This is a genomic window from Azorhizobium oxalatiphilum (assembly GCF_014635325.1).
Lineage (GTDB): Bacteria > Pseudomonadota > Alphaproteobacteria > Rhizobiales > Xanthobacteraceae > Azorhizobium > Azorhizobium oxalatiphilum.
Genome location: NZ_BMCT01000015.1, coordinates 38290 through 54258 on the forward strand (window position 1 = coordinate 38290; position 15969 = coordinate 54258).

At 63.4% G+C, this 15969-nt stretch carries 17 protein-coding genes, 1 pseudogene and 1 riboswitch; of the genes and pseudogenes, 8 read left to right on the top strand and 10 right to left on the bottom strand.

Annotated elements, in window-relative coordinates:
- Positions 1-3 precede the first annotated feature (3 nt).
- The 7 genes from IEW24_RS28215 to IEW24_RS28950 form a co-directional block, all read right to left on the bottom strand.
- Positions 4-753: an ABC transporter permease gene (locus IEW24_RS28215; protein WP_188584263.1), complete on the bottom strand. Its 750-nt coding sequence runs from the start codon at positions 751-753 to the stop codon at positions 4-6.
- Positions 750-1505, bottom strand: a complete 756-nt coding sequence (locus IEW24_RS28220; RefSeq protein WP_210324303.1) for an ABC transporter ATP-binding protein — start codon at positions 1503-1505, stop codon at positions 750-752. The genes IEW24_RS28215 and IEW24_RS28220 overlap by 4 nt, the downstream gene beginning before the upstream one ends.
- 7 nt (positions 1506-1512) lie before the next feature.
- Complete coding sequence (locus IEW24_RS28225; protein ID WP_188584265.1) at positions 1513-2961, bottom strand: acyl-CoA reductase; 1449 nt, start codon at positions 2959-2961, stop codon at positions 1513-1515.
- A gap of 3 nt (positions 2962-2964) precedes the next feature.
- The gene (locus IEW24_RS28230) at positions 2965-4041 is read right to left on the bottom strand and encodes a LuxE/PaaK family acyltransferase (protein WP_188584266.1); all 1077 of its coding nucleotides are present in this window, start codon (positions 4039-4041) and stop codon (positions 2965-2967) included.
- A gap of 88 nt (positions 4042-4129) precedes the next feature.
- A riboswitch (TPP riboswitch) is annotated at positions 4130-4258 on the bottom strand.
- A 400-nt stretch (positions 4259-4658) separates the two neighbouring features.
- Positions 4659-5288, bottom strand: a complete 630-nt coding sequence (locus tag IEW24_RS28235) for a hypothetical protein (protein ID WP_188584280.1) — start codon at positions 5286-5288, stop codon at positions 4659-4661.
- Between the two features lie 459 nt (positions 5289-5747).
- Positions 5748-6449, bottom strand: coding sequence for an MgtC/SapB family protein (locus tag IEW24_RS28240; RefSeq protein WP_188584267.1), 702 nt, complete (start codon positions 6447-6449; stop codon positions 5748-5750).
- A 221-nt stretch (positions 6450-6670) separates the two neighbouring features.
- The gene (locus IEW24_RS28950; protein ID WP_244644721.1) at positions 6671-6826 is read right to left on the bottom strand and encodes an FAD-linked oxidase C-terminal domain-containing protein; all 156 of its coding nucleotides are present in this window, start codon (positions 6824-6826) and stop codon (positions 6671-6673) included.
- A 317-nt stretch (positions 6827-7143) separates the two neighbouring features.
- Between IEW24_RS28950 and IEW24_RS28250 the strand changes: the two genes are divergently transcribed.
- The 5 genes and pseudogenes from IEW24_RS28250 to IEW24_RS28270 all read left to right on the top strand — a co-directional run bounded on the left by IEW24_RS28250 (position 7144) and on the right by IEW24_RS28270 (position 11883).
- On the top strand, positions 7144-9240 hold the full coding sequence (locus tag IEW24_RS28250; RefSeq protein WP_188584268.1) for a catalase: 2097 nt from the start codon (positions 7144-7146) through the stop codon (positions 9238-9240).
- 464 nt (positions 9241-9704) lie between these two features.
- The gene (locus IEW24_RS28255; RefSeq protein WP_188584269.1) at positions 9705-10556 is read left to right on the top strand and encodes an SDR family oxidoreductase; all 852 of its coding nucleotides are present in this window, start codon (positions 9705-9707) and stop codon (positions 10554-10556) included.
- 13 nt (positions 10557-10569) lie between these two features.
- Positions 10570-10776 (top strand): hypervirulence associated TUDOR domain-containing protein, encoded by a 207-nt coding sequence (locus tag IEW24_RS28260; RefSeq protein ID WP_188584270.1) that lies wholly within the window; start codon positions 10570-10572, stop codon positions 10774-10776.
- A gap of 93 nt (positions 10777-10869) precedes the next feature.
- Positions 10870-11517, top strand: a pseudogene (locus tag IEW24_RS28265) (flavodoxin family protein); the annotation flags it as partial.
- Positions 11518-11619: 102 nt separating this feature from the next.
- A complete protein-coding gene (locus tag IEW24_RS28270) occupies positions 11620-11883 on the top strand; it encodes a DUF2934 domain-containing protein (RefSeq protein ID WP_188584271.1) in 264 nt (87 codons plus the stop codon).
- 416 nt (positions 11884-12299) lie between these two features.
- On the opposite strand, the gene IEW24_RS28275 is transcribed toward IEW24_RS28270, so the two are convergent.
- Together IEW24_RS28275 and IEW24_RS28280 are read right to left on the bottom strand one after the other, a co-directional pair.
- A complete protein-coding gene (locus IEW24_RS28275; protein ID WP_188584272.1) occupies positions 12300-12863 on the bottom strand; it encodes a DJ-1/PfpI/YhbO family deglycase/protease in 564 nt (187 codons plus the stop codon).
- A gap of 306 nt (positions 12864-13169) precedes the next feature.
- The gene (locus tag IEW24_RS28280; protein ID WP_188584273.1) at positions 13170-13610 is read right to left on the bottom strand and encodes a pyridoxamine 5'-phosphate oxidase family protein; all 441 of its coding nucleotides are present in this window, start codon (positions 13608-13610) and stop codon (positions 13170-13172) included.
- Between the two features lie 195 nt (positions 13611-13805).
- Between IEW24_RS28280 and IEW24_RS28285 the strand changes: the two genes are divergently transcribed.
- Positions 13806-14090, top strand: coding sequence for a PepSY domain-containing protein (locus IEW24_RS28285; protein ID WP_188584274.1), 285 nt, complete (start codon positions 13806-13808; stop codon positions 14088-14090).
- A gap of 23 nt (positions 14091-14113) precedes the next feature.
- The gene (locus IEW24_RS28290) at positions 14114-14719 is read left to right on the top strand and encodes a general stress protein (RefSeq protein ID WP_188584275.1); all 606 of its coding nucleotides are present in this window, start codon (positions 14114-14116) and stop codon (positions 14717-14719) included.
- 143 nt (positions 14720-14862) lie between these two features.
- Here the strand turns inward: IEW24_RS28290 and IEW24_RS28295 are convergent, their stop codons facing one another.
- Positions 14863-15132 carry a glycine zipper domain-containing protein gene (locus IEW24_RS28295; RefSeq protein WP_188584276.1) on the bottom strand — a complete coding sequence of 90 codons (270 nt, stop codon included), beginning with the start codon at positions 15130-15132 and terminating at the stop codon, positions 14863-14865.
- A 624-nt stretch (positions 15133-15756) separates the two neighbouring features.
- Here IEW24_RS28295 and IEW24_RS28300 point away from each other — a divergent pair.
- On the top strand, positions 15757-15969 hold a 213-nt coding region (locus IEW24_RS28300; protein WP_188584277.1), incomplete at its 3' end, for a MucR family transcriptional regulator.

The following is a 15969-nucleotide window of genomic DNA, read 5'->3' on the forward strand; positions in this document are numbered from 1 at the left end:
GGTCTAGCCTTTCGGAAAACGGCGCAGGACGCAGCGCTCCAGGGCGCGGACGGCCTCATAGAGCAGCATGCCGAGAAGAGTGATGACGATGAACAGCGCGAACATCAGGCTGGAATCCATCACGCTCTGGGCAGCGATGATGGAGGCGCCCAGGCCGGTGCGCCCGCCGATGAACTCGCCCACCACGGCACCGACCAGCGAGAGGACGACGGCGACGCGCAGGCCCGTCATGATGAAGGGGAGGGCCGCCGGTAGCTTGAGGCGCAGCAGGGTCTGGACGCGGCCCGCGCCCAGCATGCGGAACAGTTCGCGCCGCGCCGGGTCCACTTCGCCAAGACCGGTGACCGTGTTCTCCATCAGCGGGAAGAAGCAGATAAGCGCGGTGATGACCACGGTCGGCGTCATGCCGAACCCGAACCAGATGATGAAGAGCGGGCCGAGTGCGAGCTTGGGCACGAGCTGGCTCGCCAGAACATAGGGCCGCAGCAGTCGGCTCAGCGCGGGGACTTCGGCCAGGAGGATGCCGACGCCGAGCCCGACTACCGCGCCGAAGCCGAGGCCCAGAGCCATTTCCGACGCAGTGACGGCAAGGTGCGGCCAGAGCCGCCCCGAGGCCATCTCGCTCCATAGCGTGGTGAGGATCGCGGAGGGGGGCGGCAGGATGAGCGCCGGGACCCCAGCCAGCCGGCACCATGCCTCCCATAGGGCGATGAGCGCGAGGAACAGCAGCGCGGAGGGCAGATGGGCCTTCACGCCGTGGGCCCTTCGTCCATGGCGCTGCGCAGATCGTGGCAGGTCGCGGCGAAATCTGGCGCGTAGCGCATGTCGCGGTGTCGGGGGCGCGACAGCTCCACCGTGCGCGCATGGGTCACCCGGCCCCCCGCCATCACCGCCACCTTGTCGCCGAGATAGACCGCTTCGGTGATGTCGTGCGTGACGAAGAGCGCCGTGGTGCCGCGCATGGCGCAAAGCCGGAGCAGGTCGTCCTGCAATTCTTCGCGCGTCAGAGCGTCCAGCGCCGCGAAGGGCTCATCCAGGAGGAGCAGATCGGGCATGCCGATCAAGGCGCGCGCAACGGCGACACGGCTCTGCTGCCCGCCCGAAAGCTCAGAGGGCCGGCGCGCGGAGAGGTCCGAAAGCCCGACGAGGGTGAGCAGGTCATGTGCTGCGGTGCGATCCGCGGCGGTAGGGCGGCGATGCAGCGAGATCGGCAGGAGCACGTTGTCGAGCGCGCTCAGCCAGGTGAGCAGGGTCGGCGCCTGGAAGACGAAGCCAATGCGCGGGCCGGGGCCGCGCAGTGCCTCACCGTCGATGCGGATCGCGCCTTCGTCCGGCAGGAGCAGGCCGGCGGCGAGCTTGAGCAGGGTGGTCTTGCCGCATCCGCTGCGCCCGAGCAGGCAATGGATTGCCCCGCGCGGGATCGTCCAATCAATGCCGTCAACGACCGTCGGGCCTGCCGCGCCATAGCGATAGCGCGCCTGGTCGATAGTGACGAAACCGGGCATGGACGGGTCAGTCCGCATAGGGCGCGAACCCTTCAGCCGCCGCCTCGGCGCTGTGCTCGATTTCGGTCATGGTGACGAGGTCGAGCAGGCTGAAGCGGCCGTCATGGTGCCATCCGGCCTCCGGAGCGCCCATGTGACTGAGCGCGGCGATGCGCGTGACGCCCACTTCGCCGAGCCGCCCAGCTAGCCTGAAGAGCTCGGCCGGCGGCGCCGCGATCCCGGCGGTCTGAAGGTAGCTCCGGTAGGGCGCGACAAGCGCGGGAACGGCATCGAGGCTGTCGACGGAGACCAGCTTGAGCGTGCGGTTGAGGCCGGTGGGGTTCAGGGCCTCCGGCTTCTCCACATGAACCACGGACCAGGGGTCGGCCGGCTCCCCGAACAGTTCCGTCCCGCCGTCCAGTGCGCGCAGCTCCTGCGCTCCGCGCCAGGCGGCGACGGACGCGGTTTCCTCGGGCGAGAGCGCGCGCCTCGGATGGCGATGGGCGAGGGCGGCCAGCTCATGGGCCACATAGCGGGCGAACTCGCCCGGCGTCACCCGCCCGCCGCGCTCCACGAAGAGCAGCTGGGGGGAATAACAGCCCTGCTGCTCGTAGCGGGCGACATCATGGGCCGCGAGGCGGGCGAGCATCATGGCCTTGCGACTGTCCAGCGCTGTCCGCGCGATCATGCCGAAGCCGATCTTGTGGCCGTGCGGCAGGAAGCGCGTGGTGGCCGGCAGCTTGGCCCGCAAGGCCTCGAGCGTGGCGTTGCTCCCATAGGCTATCACCGTGTCGGCCGCGCGCAAGAAGGCGGCTTCCCCCGCCGCCTCGCCGCCCTTCCACCAGACGATGGCGAGGCATTCGCCCAGCTCCGGGTCGATCTCGGCGATGAGGCCCGCGAACCAACCGGCCATGAGCGGCTCGGCGGATGCGAGCTTGCCCACCGTACCGGCCTTCACCAGCAGCCCGCAGATCAGGCTCCAGAGCGGCAAGGCGGGCACGTTGCCGGCCCAGACGTGGAGCAGCAGTTCCGGTCCGTAGGCACGCACGAAGCCGCCCTTCGCTGCCGGCTGGAAGGTATCGAGCATGCCGGGATTGGAGAAGTCCTCGGCGAGGAAGCGCTGGAGCTGCGGCCGGCGGAAGGTCTTGAGATAGCTGGTAAGACCGAGGCGCACGGTTTCCCGGTCATAGCCGGTGACGATGGGCAGGAGGTCTTCGGCCTTGCGCCGCAGCGGGTGCTGTCGGTCGAGGAGGCGCGCGATGGCCTCGTCGATCACAGCCACGATGCGGGCCACATCCATCCGCTTGAGGCGGGAGCGGGCATCGGCGCGCACGCGTGCGCACAGCGCCTGTGCCTGCGCCTCGTCCAACTCGGGGAGGGCGATCTCGACGGTTTCGCGCCAGGCGGCATGGCGCACGCTGCGCCAGCGAACCTCGTCCCGGGTGAGGCCCGGCAGATGGCCGGCATGCTCGATCACCGTTCAGCCTCGCGCCGCCGCCAGGAATTCCGCCACGGCGACGGAACAGCCCTTGGACTCCGCGCCGCCCATCCGGCCAAACAGGCGGAACCCGTCCGGCACGATCTCGCCGGCATCCTCGGTCAGGATGGCCGAGACGCAGTTGAAATGGGCAAGGTCGTGATGCACCAGCACGCCGCGCGCGCCCTCGGGCAGGTCGGTGCCGGTGAGCGGATCCACCACCCGGCTGCGGATCCAGTGCGGGCCTGATTTCACAGGTGGAGTGGTCGCGTTGCCGTCGTCGTAGAACTGGGTGCTCAGCTCCGTCATGCCGTACATGTTGATGCAAGCGCTGCGCGGTACGCCGAAGGTGGCCGAGAGCCCGTCATAGAATTCGTCCGGCGCCATCTCGCGCGACTGCCCCTTGAAGCCGCCGGTGTCGAGGATGAGGCTGCCGGCTGGCATGGCGAAGCGCTGGCCCCGCGCTGTCAGCGCATCCATCACCGGCACGAAGGAATAGCTCGCGCCCAGAAGCGCGTAGGGCTCGCCGCTGGCTTCGGCGGCTGCGAGCGTTGCCAGCATTCGGTCGAGATCGAGCCCGGGCTCGCCGATGAAGACCGCGCTATCAGGCGTACCGCATTCGTGCCGGGCGAGGGCGAGATAATGGGCGAGCGAGGAATTGGGCAGCGCCGTCTCGTCGGGAAAGAGGATGCCCATGGGGATGCGATCTCGCCCGCGCATGAAGCGCGCGCGGAAATTCAGCAGCATGGAGTGGTCATAGACGGCGAGCGTGGGATGGTAGCTGCGGCCGCGGACGCCCTGCGTGGTACCGCTCGTCATGAAGATGCGCTCTGCCCTTTCCGGTGGGCTGCAGCTCAAGGTGAGGTCCTTGAAGGCGGTGATCGGAACCGCGGGGATATCGCGCCAACGCCGCACCGAGAGCGGCGTGCGGCCACGCTGCAAGGCAAAGCGCCGATAGGGCTCGTTGTGCCGGAACTGATAGGAGAAGACCGTCAGCGCCATGGCCTCGAATTCGGCCTCCGTCGCCTCCGGTGCTGCGATGAAGGCGAGCAGCGCCTCGACGATCTCTGCCTGGGTCACCTGGGCAACTCCTTTTCGGACCGCCGTCACTGCCTGACGGATGCCGATGGCGATAAGGACCACGGACGCAGTTGGAAGCAGGGGCTGAAGGCCGCCTGTCCCACATCCCTACGCCGGCATGATCCGGATCAGGTTCATAGGGTCACCGCGTTGCCGAGATCTGAAGTCCGGGCCGGCGGAATCTCAGCCTCCTAGCGAGGCGCCCCTGGGAACAATGGCTTAGGTGGGGGGCCCCAAGGCATGTTGTCAAGTGAAGGCCTCTGAAGGCGGACGTGTTGATGCGCCGAGGAACGGCTCCACCGCTATGCACGAGGGATTGTACAAAGCACATGTCGAAGGAGGATATGGGATCCTGAGCCTAGGCAGCAGCTCCCATCACGACCGACCAGTCGGCCCCCAGCTTGGTTCGCAAACCGCGTCGCGCTGGAACCGCTAGAAAGATGCGGGAGCGAGTCTGAGCGTGGAGCATGATCGCCCGTTCGTCCATCCGGTTGTTTGCAGAGCATTCAACTCCGCTACCAAGACGCACGCGATCTGAAACTTGCAGCGGACGTCGCGCACCATGCCGCGCGATCGGTTGCCATGCAGCCTGATCGCAAAGCCGGACTGCGGGCTCTTCAGCGCAGTAAGCCGTCCAAGTCGAAAACGTCCCAACCTTTCAGCGGTGTCTTCTCCGGGTCGGCGCCGCCCTTGACCGTCTCGTGGGCCGGCAGCTTGCCGGCCTTCTTCAGCGCGGCCTTCTGCCTGCCGCGCCGACGGTTCTCGGCCGCCGCCAGCGTGTCCTCCTCGCGCCAGACGTCAGGCAGGTTGCGGTCGAGGATGTCTTCGATGTGGCGCGGCTCGAAGACATGAAAGGTGATCTTTCTCGCGCGGCCACGCAGCTTTACCGTGCGGGTGCCGGCGCTTTGCAGCCGACCGTCTTTAAGCCAGCGGTGGCGCTCCGCTGACTTGATTGAAAGGATGTCCTCGACCTCGCGCGGGATGATCGGCAGTTCCTCGATACCGATCAGTTTTCGGGTGATGATGGCCGCCGTGGCCGCATGAGGGTCGGGATCGTTTTCGGGGATGCACAACACAAGTGCTCCGTTTTCCACGTCCACGAGTTTCCGCTCGATGGCTGACAGTTGCGCCCGCACTTCCAGCAGGATGCCGCGAGTCCGGACAGCAGACCCCAATGTGGCCGCTGTCGACAAAGGCCATTGCTGGACAAGTCGAGTGGGATCTTTCGGTTTGGACGAGCGCGGCATGGCCTTGAAATGGCGATGCATGTTGAGCCTTTCAACTGGATGAGCCGCGCACCGCGCGAGAGTCCTCCGGCAGAATCGACCGATAGAGCGGCCAGACCTGAATTGCGGTGGCCACTTCAACGATGCCAGGAGTGGTGGCGGCATCGGCACTCGTGTCGATGGCCTAACGTCCGCCATCCGCGTCCGGCGCTTAGTAGCAGACGGTCTGACGTCGGCCCATTCCCGACGTACGCTCTTCGAGCGAGCGGGCTCTCTACAGTCGCTTTTGGAAGGCGGTCTCCCGCTGGCTAAAGCCACTGACCTGAAACGCTTTTCTCCTCCGACCCGGGAGAGAGTCCTAGGGTCAATTTGTGACCTCAGGCGGCCTGGGGCTCCGGTGTGATTGTTGCGATAACTTTGCAAGGGATCAATAGTCGAGCGCGGAATGGGATTGCAAGCGCCCCCCTGCGGACGTCCCCCTCAATTCTCCCACTCGACCCGCACCACCCCCGCCTGTCCCATGAGCCGCGCCACCTCGTCCGGTTGGCGGCGGCCGATCTCGCCTGCGTAGCGCAGTTCGAAGCGCAGCTCGCGCGCGCCGGTCTCGCTATCGCGTGCGACGCAACTGCGGCGGATGCGGAAGGGCGGTCGGTTGAGGTCCTGCCAGAGAGCGGATTCCAGCGCATCTGTGCCGTCGGAGGCCAGCACCACGCGCAGCACCGCCTCGCGCTCCTGCCGGATGAAGCGGCTGGCGAACTTCAGCAGCCACAGCGTCCCCAGCGCTACCAGCAGCGCGAGGCCGCCCAGCACATACTGGCCGGCGCCGAAGATGAGGCCCAGCACAGTCATGTACCAGAGTGTCGCCGCCGTGGTGACGCCCAGCACCAGCCCGTCCTCCCGGCGCATGATGGCCCCGGCGCCGATGAAACCCATACCGGTGAGGATGCCCAGAGGCAGGCGTAGCACGTCCATCTGGGCGAAACTGTCGTCCGCGCGCCCCACCTCCGCCAGCAGCAGGTTGGAGGAGATCATTGCGAGGCAGGCGGCCAAGCACACGAGAATGGTGGTGCGCAGGCCCGCCGCCCGCTCCTCCAACTCGCGGTCGAGGCCGATGATCAGGCTCGCTCCGAAGGCGCAGGCGAGGCGTAGCGCGATGTCGGCAAAATCGGCATGGAGGGGCATGGCGCGGGCTTCCAATAAGTCATGGAAAGCAAACCAGTCCCCGCGGTCGCGGGTTCCGTAGGGGAGGGTGAAGGCCGGAACGGGGCGGCTTGGCCTCTCGCGCGACTGGGTTTGCGCGACAAGGCCTTCACCGGCCCCACAGCGCGATCCGATGCGCGTACGGACATCGCATCGCATCGCAGGCGAGGGCGCGGATCGGGGGGACCTCGATCCGCTTGTCCCTAGCGCACAACTTTTCCTGGGCTCAGGATGCCCTTCGGGTCCAGCGCCCTCTTGATGGCCCACACCACGGCGATCTTGGCCGAGTTGCTGTAGCGGCTCAGCAGGTCGAGCTTCACCCGGCCGATGCCGTACTCGGACCCGAAGGCGCCGCCCATCTCCACCGCCAGCTCATAAATGCGCGGAAACCTCGCGCTCGGACCACGGCTTGCAGGTGGCGGGCGCGGCGCCCTCGGGAGAGACCACGTTGAAGTGCACGTTGGCGGAGCCGCGCATATGCGGGGTGAGGAGATCGGCGTGGAGAGCTATGAGTTCATTCCGCCTGATCCCTAGCCCAAGCCCAAGTTGCTTGGCTCGTTTCCCTCGAGATGGGCTTGGAACAGGTCCCGGCAGGCCAGCGTTGGCAGCATGAATTAAGAGAAAATCTAGATAGCTTGCAGGCTTAGCGCATTCTCCGGATTCAAAAGGACGCCCCATGACAGCCCGAAAAAGCAGCGGCACCGCCAAATCGGTGGCCAAGACAGGCCAGGGAGGCGAACTTCACCAGTCAGCCTCGGCACCCGAGAGCCGCCTCACGACCAACCATGGGGTTCCCGTCAGCGACAACCAGAATTCGCTGAAGGCGGGGAGGCGTGGTCCGACGCTGCTCGAAGATTTCGTCCTTCGGGAGAAGATCCAGCATTTCGATCATGAGCGCATCCCGGAACGGATCGTGCACGCCCGCGGATCGGCCGCGCATGGCTTTTTTGAGCTGACGGACACGCTCGCTGAGTTCAGCCGTGCCCGCATCCTGACCGAAGTGGGTGTGAAGACGGAGGTGTTCACTCGCTTTTCTACGGTCGCGGGTGGCGCGGGTTCCGTCGATACGCCGCGGGACGTGCGCGGTTTTGCCGTCAAGTTCTACACCCGCGAGGGCAATTGGGATCTGGTCGGCAATAATATCCCTGTCTTCTTCATTCAGGATGCGATCAAATTTCCCGACCTGATCCATGCCGTGAAGATGGAAGCCGATCGCGGCTATCCGCAGGCCGCAAGCGCCCATGACACCTTCTGGGACTTCATCGGCCTGATGCCGGAAGCGACCCACATGATCATGTGGGCCATGTCCGACCGTGGCATTCCCCGTTCCCTGCGGATGATCGAAGGCTTCGGCGTCAATACGTTCCGCCTTTTGAACGACAAGGATGAGCCGACGTTCGTCAAATTCCATTGGCGGCCGAAGCTTGGTACGCAGTCTACCTGCTGGGACGAGGCGGTGAAGATCGCAGGCGCAGATCCGGACTATCACCGGCGTGACCTGCACGAAGCCATAGCTGCGGGTGATTTCCCGGAATGGGAGTTCGGTGTGCAGCTGATCAGCCAGGACGAAGCGGACGCACTGCCCTTCGACATTCTCGACGCGACGAAGCTGATCCCGGAGGAGATGGTGCCCATCCGGATCATCGGCCGCATGGTGCTTAACCGGAACCCGGACAATTTTTTCGCCGAGACGGAGCAGGCTGCCTTTCTGCCCACCAACATGCCTCCGGGCATCGACGTGTCCGAGGATCCGCTGCTGCAGGGCCGCCTGTTCTCTTATCAGGACACCCAGCTCTCCCGTCTCGGGACGGTCAATTTCCATCAGATCCCAATCAACCGCGCCAAAGGCTGTCCCTTCCAGAATCTCCAGCGCGACGGCCAGATGCAGACACAGGTCTTCGCGGGGCGCGCCAATTACGAGCCCAACAGCCTCGCCGAGGCCGGCGAGGTCGGCGGGCCGCGTGAGGACCCTGCCGGTGGCTTCCGCAGTGTTGCCCTGCCCATGCAGGAGACGAAGGTCCGCCTTCGCGCGGACAGCTTCGCCGACCATTTCAGTCAGGCCCGGTTGTTCTATCGCTCCCAGACCGCCATCGAGCAGGCACATCTGGCGAGCGCCATCGTGTTCGAGCTGTCGAAGGTCACGCTCGAGCATGTGCGCGATCGCGTGCTGGCCAATCTGGGCAATGTCGATGCAGACTTGGCGCAACGTGTCGCCGACGGCTTGAACGTCGCGCTACCGAAGCCGTCGACACCTGCGGTGAAGCCCAGGGACATGGAGGTCTCGCAGGCGCTTCGCATCGTTGGAAAATATCCGGAGACCCTGGTGGGCCGAGCAGTCGGCATTCTCGTTTCCGACGGCGCGGACGGTGTTCTGGTCGATGCTGTGCGGGCAGCTGTCGAAGCCGAAGGGGCGGTCGTGAAGATCGTTGCCCCGAAGATCGGCGGCGTCACATTGAAGAATGGCAAGCGCCTCAAGGCGGACGGACAGCTCGCTGGCACGCCCTCGGTCATCTTCGATGCGGTCGCGCTGGTTTTGTCAAAGGATGGCTGTACTTCGCTGCTGACGGAGGGCGCCGCTATCGACTTTGCCAGGGATGCTTTCGGTCACCTCAAAGCCATCGGGTTCAGCGCGGAGGCAAAGCCTCTGTTGGACAAGGCCGGCGTAGAGCCGGATGCCGGCATCGTCGAACTCGACAAGGATGCCGATACGTTCATCGCGGTCGCGCGGACGCGTCAATGGGATCGCGAACGTAAGGTGCGCATGTTGGCCTGAAATTTTGATTGGTCGAAACTCGGCATTTGGCTACGCGGCGCGAGCTCCCGCCGCCCGCCTTTTTGCTTAGTCAGATTGCATCCGACGCTCCGTACCGCCGGGCTGGTCGGGAATTCTTTATATTATCCGAGAAAGAGGTCGTTCAGTGTATTCTCCTTGGTCATATGGCCATATTGCGATATTAGCTTGATGCATGGACGAAATCGGTACAATTAAAATCAGATCCGACTCACTGGGTATACTTTAGTATTTCTCAAATTTCGATAAATAAAATTATACATATATTCCGGATGGAGAGGTGTGTTTGTTGGTAATATTTAGTGATCCGCTTCGGGGATGCCTAACTTTGGAGGCGCCTCGCGCTGGAATAGCAAGCGCACTGATGCATAAACTGTGGCTCCCTCGTTCTGAAGCGCGAACACATTGGCTGTCGTGGGCGTTAATCCTGAAGAAGGAGACTTCCCATGAGCGACACCATCGGCATGATTCACGAGGATGGCCTGCCGGGTCACGAGACGACGCTGAAGCCCAAGCCTGCATGGCAGCCGCGCTTCCGCGGTTCGGATCGGCTCAAAGGCAAGGTTGCCATCATCACCGGCGCCGACAGCGGAATAGGACGGGCGGTGGCCGCCCTCTATGCCCGCGAGGGCGCCGATATCGCCATCGTCTATCTGCTGGAGGATGACGATGCGGCCGAGACCAGACGCATCGTCGAGGCCGAGGGACGCAAGGCCATCACCCTGAAGGCGGATGTGGGCGATAAACAGATGTGTGAGAGGGCGGTCGCGGAGACGCTGAAGGCCTTCGGTCGGATCGACATCGTCGTCAACAATGCCGGCGAGCAGCACCCCGATCAGGACATCACCGATATCAGCGAGCAGCAACTGCGCCGCACCTTCCAGACCAACATCTTCGGGATGTTCTTTATGGTGCAGGCGGCTCGCCCCCATCTCAAGGCCGGAGCGGCCATCGTGAACTGCACCTCCGTCACCATGTATCAGGGGTCGAAGGAGCTCCTCGACTACAGCTCGACCAAGGGCGCTATCACCGCCTTCACCCGCTCGCTGTCCGAGAACCTCATCAGCGAGGGCATTCGCGTCAACGCCGTTGCACCGGGCCCGATCTGGACGCCGCTGAACCCTTGCGGCGGCGCGAGTGCGGAAAAGCTCGAGCATTTCGGCGAGTCCACGCCCATCGGACGGCCGGGGCAGCCCAATGAGGTGGCGCCGGCCTTCCTGTTCCTCGCCTGCGAGGACGCCAGCTACATGTCGGGACAGGTGCTGCATCCCAATGGCGGCGTGGTCGTCAACGGCTGACCGGAAGTGTGCCATGACCAAAACACTGAAACGAGGCGACACGGTCTCCTGGAACAGCCATGGAGGTGAAGCCACCGGTAAGGTCGTGAAGACGTTGACCGCGTCCACCGCCATCAAGGGCCATAAGGTTGCTGCCTCCGCGACCCATCCCGAATATCTCGTCGAGACCAATGAAGGGAAGCGGGCGGCTCACAAAGCGGGTGCCTTGAGGAAGATTTGATGCCGTCGATCCCTCGCCGGAAAATCTCTTTCGTCGGCCGGATCGAGACGGCGGCGATGCGCCGCTCCGTTACTTGTCCCCAGCCCGTGTGCGCTGTCCCGCGTGGCCTCCGAATACGGGCGCCACATCCATCCCTGCAAGGCCTGCTTTTCCACCGCGCCGGCGCTCTGCCACTGGCCGTGCTCCTGCTATCCCAACTATTCGCTCGGCCAGGCGCACGACTGGATGAACGAGATCTACCCGCTTTGGGCTGAGGCACACGGTGTGATGATCATCACACCGGTGAACTGGTATCAGGTCTCTTCGCCCCTGAAGCTGATGATGGATCGCCTCGTGTGTGCGGATGGCGGAAATCCGGACCCCACCCGGACGCACGGCAAGGATGCCGGCCGTGCAAAGGAAATCGAGCTGAAGGGATGGGATTATCCCCGCCATCTGGCCGGCCGGGCGTTCTCAGTCATCGTGCATGGTGGCGCCGAAGGTGCCGAGAATGTAAGGCGTTCATTGTCCGACTGGCTGCGCGCCATGGGGCTGGTGTCGGCGGGGCCGGGAGCCGAGATCGATCGTTACATCGGCTACTGGAGGCCTTACGCGGGCAACCATGAGGAGTTTGATGCCGACACGGCCATCCAGACGGAGGTCGTGAACGCTGCGCACACCCTTGCCGAAGCTGTTGCTGCGCAGCGATGCGGCAAGCTCGCGACATCGGGCGCGCACCTGAGAGCGCCCCGCGACAAGTGACATGGTGGGTGCCGCCGGGTTGTCCGACCTAAGTGTCTTCGTAAGGAACCGGGCGGCCGACGATCCATTCTATCTGAGCGATACGCGCGAAGGAGAAGCGGGATGGATATCGAAGATCGGATCCGCGAGCGTGCCCATCAGATCTGGTTGAGCGAGGGGCAGCCGCAGGGGCGGGCGCAGGCCAATTGGGACATGGCGAAGGAGATCATCGCCCAGGAGGACGGCTATCTGGCGACGACCAGGCCGGTTTCCGAAGACACCGTTGACGCGGAGCCCGCGTCCTTGCAGGACAATCTCGGAGAGTTCCCCACCCTGACGGATCAGGGCGAGGGATCTCCGCCTGCGCCGCCGCAGACGAAGAAATGAGACGGACGGCGGGATGCCCTTCGCTCCACCCGCACGGGAGGCAATGGGCAATGTGGTCTACTCAGTGACGCACCGGGGCATTCGCGTTGCCGCCGTGGGCGGTTCGAACTTCATCGGCATCAGTCTTGGAAGCGGCAAGAGGGCCTGTCCGCGCGCAGGGACTCGCTCGGCATGTTGATTTCCATGGCTGATTGGCCATATGGATTTCATGACAACGAAATGAGAATGATCCCGGTTTGCGTCGGTGCACGGCCTCTCGCGCTGAGGGGGGCTAGCTTGACAATGGTAGCTCACTAACCCGTCCAAGGAGACGCGGCCAGCACGACGACGGCGCGCGCTCTCCTCGGAGGGCTTCTCAGGCTTCGCGGCTGAAGGGGGAAGGTGTCATCGACCGCCAGCAGCGCCAGGCGGCGAGGCTAGGCCGCTTTCCGCCGATCGTGCTTCCCCTCCCGGATCTCCTCGATGATCTTCGCGACGAACGCGGGCAGATCCTGGGGCGAGCGGCTGGTAATGATGCCTGCATCGGTCACCACTTCCTTGTCCACCCACGTGCCGCCGGCGTTCTCCAGGTCCTTGCGGATGGAGTTGAACGAGGTGACGTTCCGGCCGCGTACCGCATCGGCTTCCACCAGGAGCCACGGACCGTGGCATATGGCGGCAACCGTTTTGCCCGAACTCAGAAAGGCACGGACCAGCTCCATGGTTTGTTTGTCGGCACGCAGGATGTCGGGATTGATCTGGCCGCCCGGCAGCACCAAAGCGTCGAAATCGTCCATACGGGCATCTGCGATCTTCATATCGGCGGGAACAGCGCGTCCCCAATCCTTCTGATCCCAGCCGCGAATGTCTTTCCCATCCAACGAGGCGACCTTCACGTTGGCGCCCGCTTTGCGGAGCTCATCACGCGGCACTTCCAGCTCGGACTGCTCGAACCCGTTGGTAGCGACGATGAGGATGCGGGATTTCTGGATGTCGGTCATTGCTGGTTCTCACTGTGTTTCCAGCCCCTCCAATCCGAACTCTCTCTTTCCACGAGTGTTCCCACCCAGTCAGAGCCCGCGGAGTTGGATTGCATCCCGCCGCCATCTTCCGCGTGACGCCACAGAGGACGGCCCGTCCGAATGCATGTGCCCCTTTGCCTCGGCGGACTGGCCTCGCTGGGTTGAAGGCCTGCGAAGCTTACCCTCGACGGCGTAGGGTGTAGCCACTGCAAACCCGGCCGCGTTCTAGACAGGGACCGGGACCGAGCGTGCTAAGGGCTCCCATGCGCTCCAGGCAGCGGGTCATCATCGGCTGATGATGATCTCGCCTTCATCGCGTCCGTCCCAGTAGTGAATACGCGACGCGCTGACCCTGATGAGAACCACCCGTGGAGTGTCCGGTCCCTGCTCGAACCAGTAGTCCAAATCGCTTCTCCAGTGCGCTGCGAATTGCGCGCTGTCCCGGATGAGTTCGGCCGTGCCTTCGATCGAAAGGAAGAGGGGTGGCTTGCCGAAGAAGCCCTTCGAGCCGGTCATTGTCAGCGAGACTTTTGGATCGCTCTCGATGTCGGCGACCGTACGATAGCTCTCATAGGTGAAGAACCAGGAGTCTCCGTCATACTCTACGTCGCGATTGTTGCTCATCGGCCGGGAGGCGATGTCGCCGCCTTCGGTCTTTGTCGTGAACATCGCGAAATCGATATCCTTCATGCGCTCGGATAAGTCCGTCAGTGACATCCCGCTCATTCCCGACTCCCAAGCCTGCACAGGGTTGCCGCACTCATGACGCGAACCGACTGCGCATTGAAATGTTCCGTCTTTTCCGACGTTTAGGTTTGCACCGCAGCGAGGATCCTGGGGAACGCATGATCTTTACGTGGAGTTGCTCACGCACTTACCTCGTCGATTGAAAACGAGGAGCCGACAAGCGGAGTAACGCCCATGAAGAGACTTGTCCTTACAATCGGCCTGTTGGCCGCGACGACCGTCGGTGCCCTTGCGCAGACCCCCGCGATCGCTCCCAAGGAAACCAATCCAGCCGCACCCGTGCAGGGCGCTAACAGCTTCACGGAGGCGCAGGCGAAGGAGCGGATCGAGAAGGCGGGTTACACCGACATATCGGCCCTCAAGAAGGATGATCGTGGGGTCTGGCAGGGCACCGCCACCAAGGATGGTGCCTCCAAGTCCGTATCCGTCGACTTCCAGGGCAACGTCGTCAGCAAGTGAACGCAGCCTCAGTGGAGGAAGCCATGACAACGACCGTATCCGCGATGTTCGATCGCTATGACGACGCCGCAAATGCAGTGCGGGAGCTTGAAGCATCCGGTATTTCGCAAGCAGATATCAGCGTCGTGGGCAACAACGCCGACGACTACCATGCCGCTCGCCGGACCGATAAATCCGAAGCGGGAGAAGATGCGGGCATCGGCGCCGGTGTGGGGGCCGCCATCGGCGGTGCCGGTGGTCTGCTGACGGGGCTCGGCATGATGGCCATTCCCGGGGTCGGTCCAGTGGTCGCCGCGGGGTGGCTGGTGGCGACCGCCGCCGGTGCCGCCGCTGGTGCTGTTGCGGGTGGAGCCGTAGGCGGGCTCGTTGGGGCACTGACATCGTCCGGCGTGCCTGAAGCGGACGCGAATGTCTATGCCGAGGGAGTGCGACGCGGAAGCACCATTGTCACCGCACGTGTGTCTGAAGCTGATGCACGTCGCGCACAGGAAATTCTCACGCGGTTTTCCGCCGTCGATCTGGGTTCCCGGCGGGAGGCGTATCGGGGCGAGGGGTGGACTGCCTTCGACGAGACCGCGCCCGACTATCCCCGCGATCGCATCAGGGAGACCCGTCGTCATCCGATCTGATAGACGGGCAACATGAACAAAACCCCTCTGCCTCATTGGGAGAGGGGTTCCTTTCATCAGACCTAGCCGTCTTGAAATTCACCTCGAGACGTCACGAATGCCGAGTGCCAGAGTTAACTCAAAGCTCCTCCCGGCATCATGTTTCATCGGAATAGAAGGACGCCCAGAAAGGCTCCTATACCAGCCGCGATCGCGACGGACTTGATCGGCTGCTCCTGGATGCAGAGACTGATCTCATCCATGGTGTCAATGGGAAGTGCCGCAGCGTCGGAAGCGGCGCCGACTGTCGCATCCCTTGCCGTGATCTTGAGCGTTTCCATCAGTTGCGCGAGATCCGCCTTGAGTTGTCGAATATCGCTCTTCAGGCCGGACAGCGACGCGCTGTCTGTGTTGTTTTCAATGGCGTCGTCCATTGCTCATCCCCTGTGTATGAGAAGCGTAGTATCAACGGCATGCATCGCTGCCCGTTCCTTCTCCCCCAAGGGCTAGCAGCTCCCGGCGCTGCCTCCATGGATCTCCGCAGCGCGCCGAAGGAGCCGTCCATCATCAGAAGCAGGCCGGTGGTTGCCGCCTTGACGAGTAACAACCCACCTTACAGCGCTGCCGGCTTCGCATTGGAGGCTACAACTCGAAATAGAACCGGGCGGATTCACGAGATGATCAAGAGCAACAAAATGTGCGCCATGGCGACGCGGGTGATCCAGAAAGACCGATCCAATCAGGCTGCACGCGTCACCGCCTTATTCGACGGTCGAGCCAAAACACGAAGAGGTATAGTCCACCAATGCACGCTGCGACCACGAGGGTTAGCAGCACCACAGTTATAAAAGTCATGGCATCCGTTGCTCACATGCAGTAGACGAGAGCGTGGCATGTGCCGCGAGATGCCAAGCCCGAGACGTCATGTCAAAGATGATGCTTTAATGATTTTGGCGCATTAACTTTTGATGCTGTCGTGCATGCGTTGACATCGTCAACCTCTGGCCGATGCACGGTCCTCTGGCAGACGCTCTCCGCGATTTTAAGAAGGTTTTGTCATGAATCGAGCTGATCAGTCGAACGGATTTGTTCTTGCGCTCGCCGCGGAGATTGTTGCTTCATACGTCAGCAACAACTCGATCGCGCAAGACCAACTGGCAGGGCTCATTAGCGCAGTACATGCCAGCTTGAACGCAGCCAATCAGCCTGCGCCCCAAATTGTTGCCGCCGAGCTTAAGCCAGCAGTCCCGATTAAGAAATCCGTCACCCCG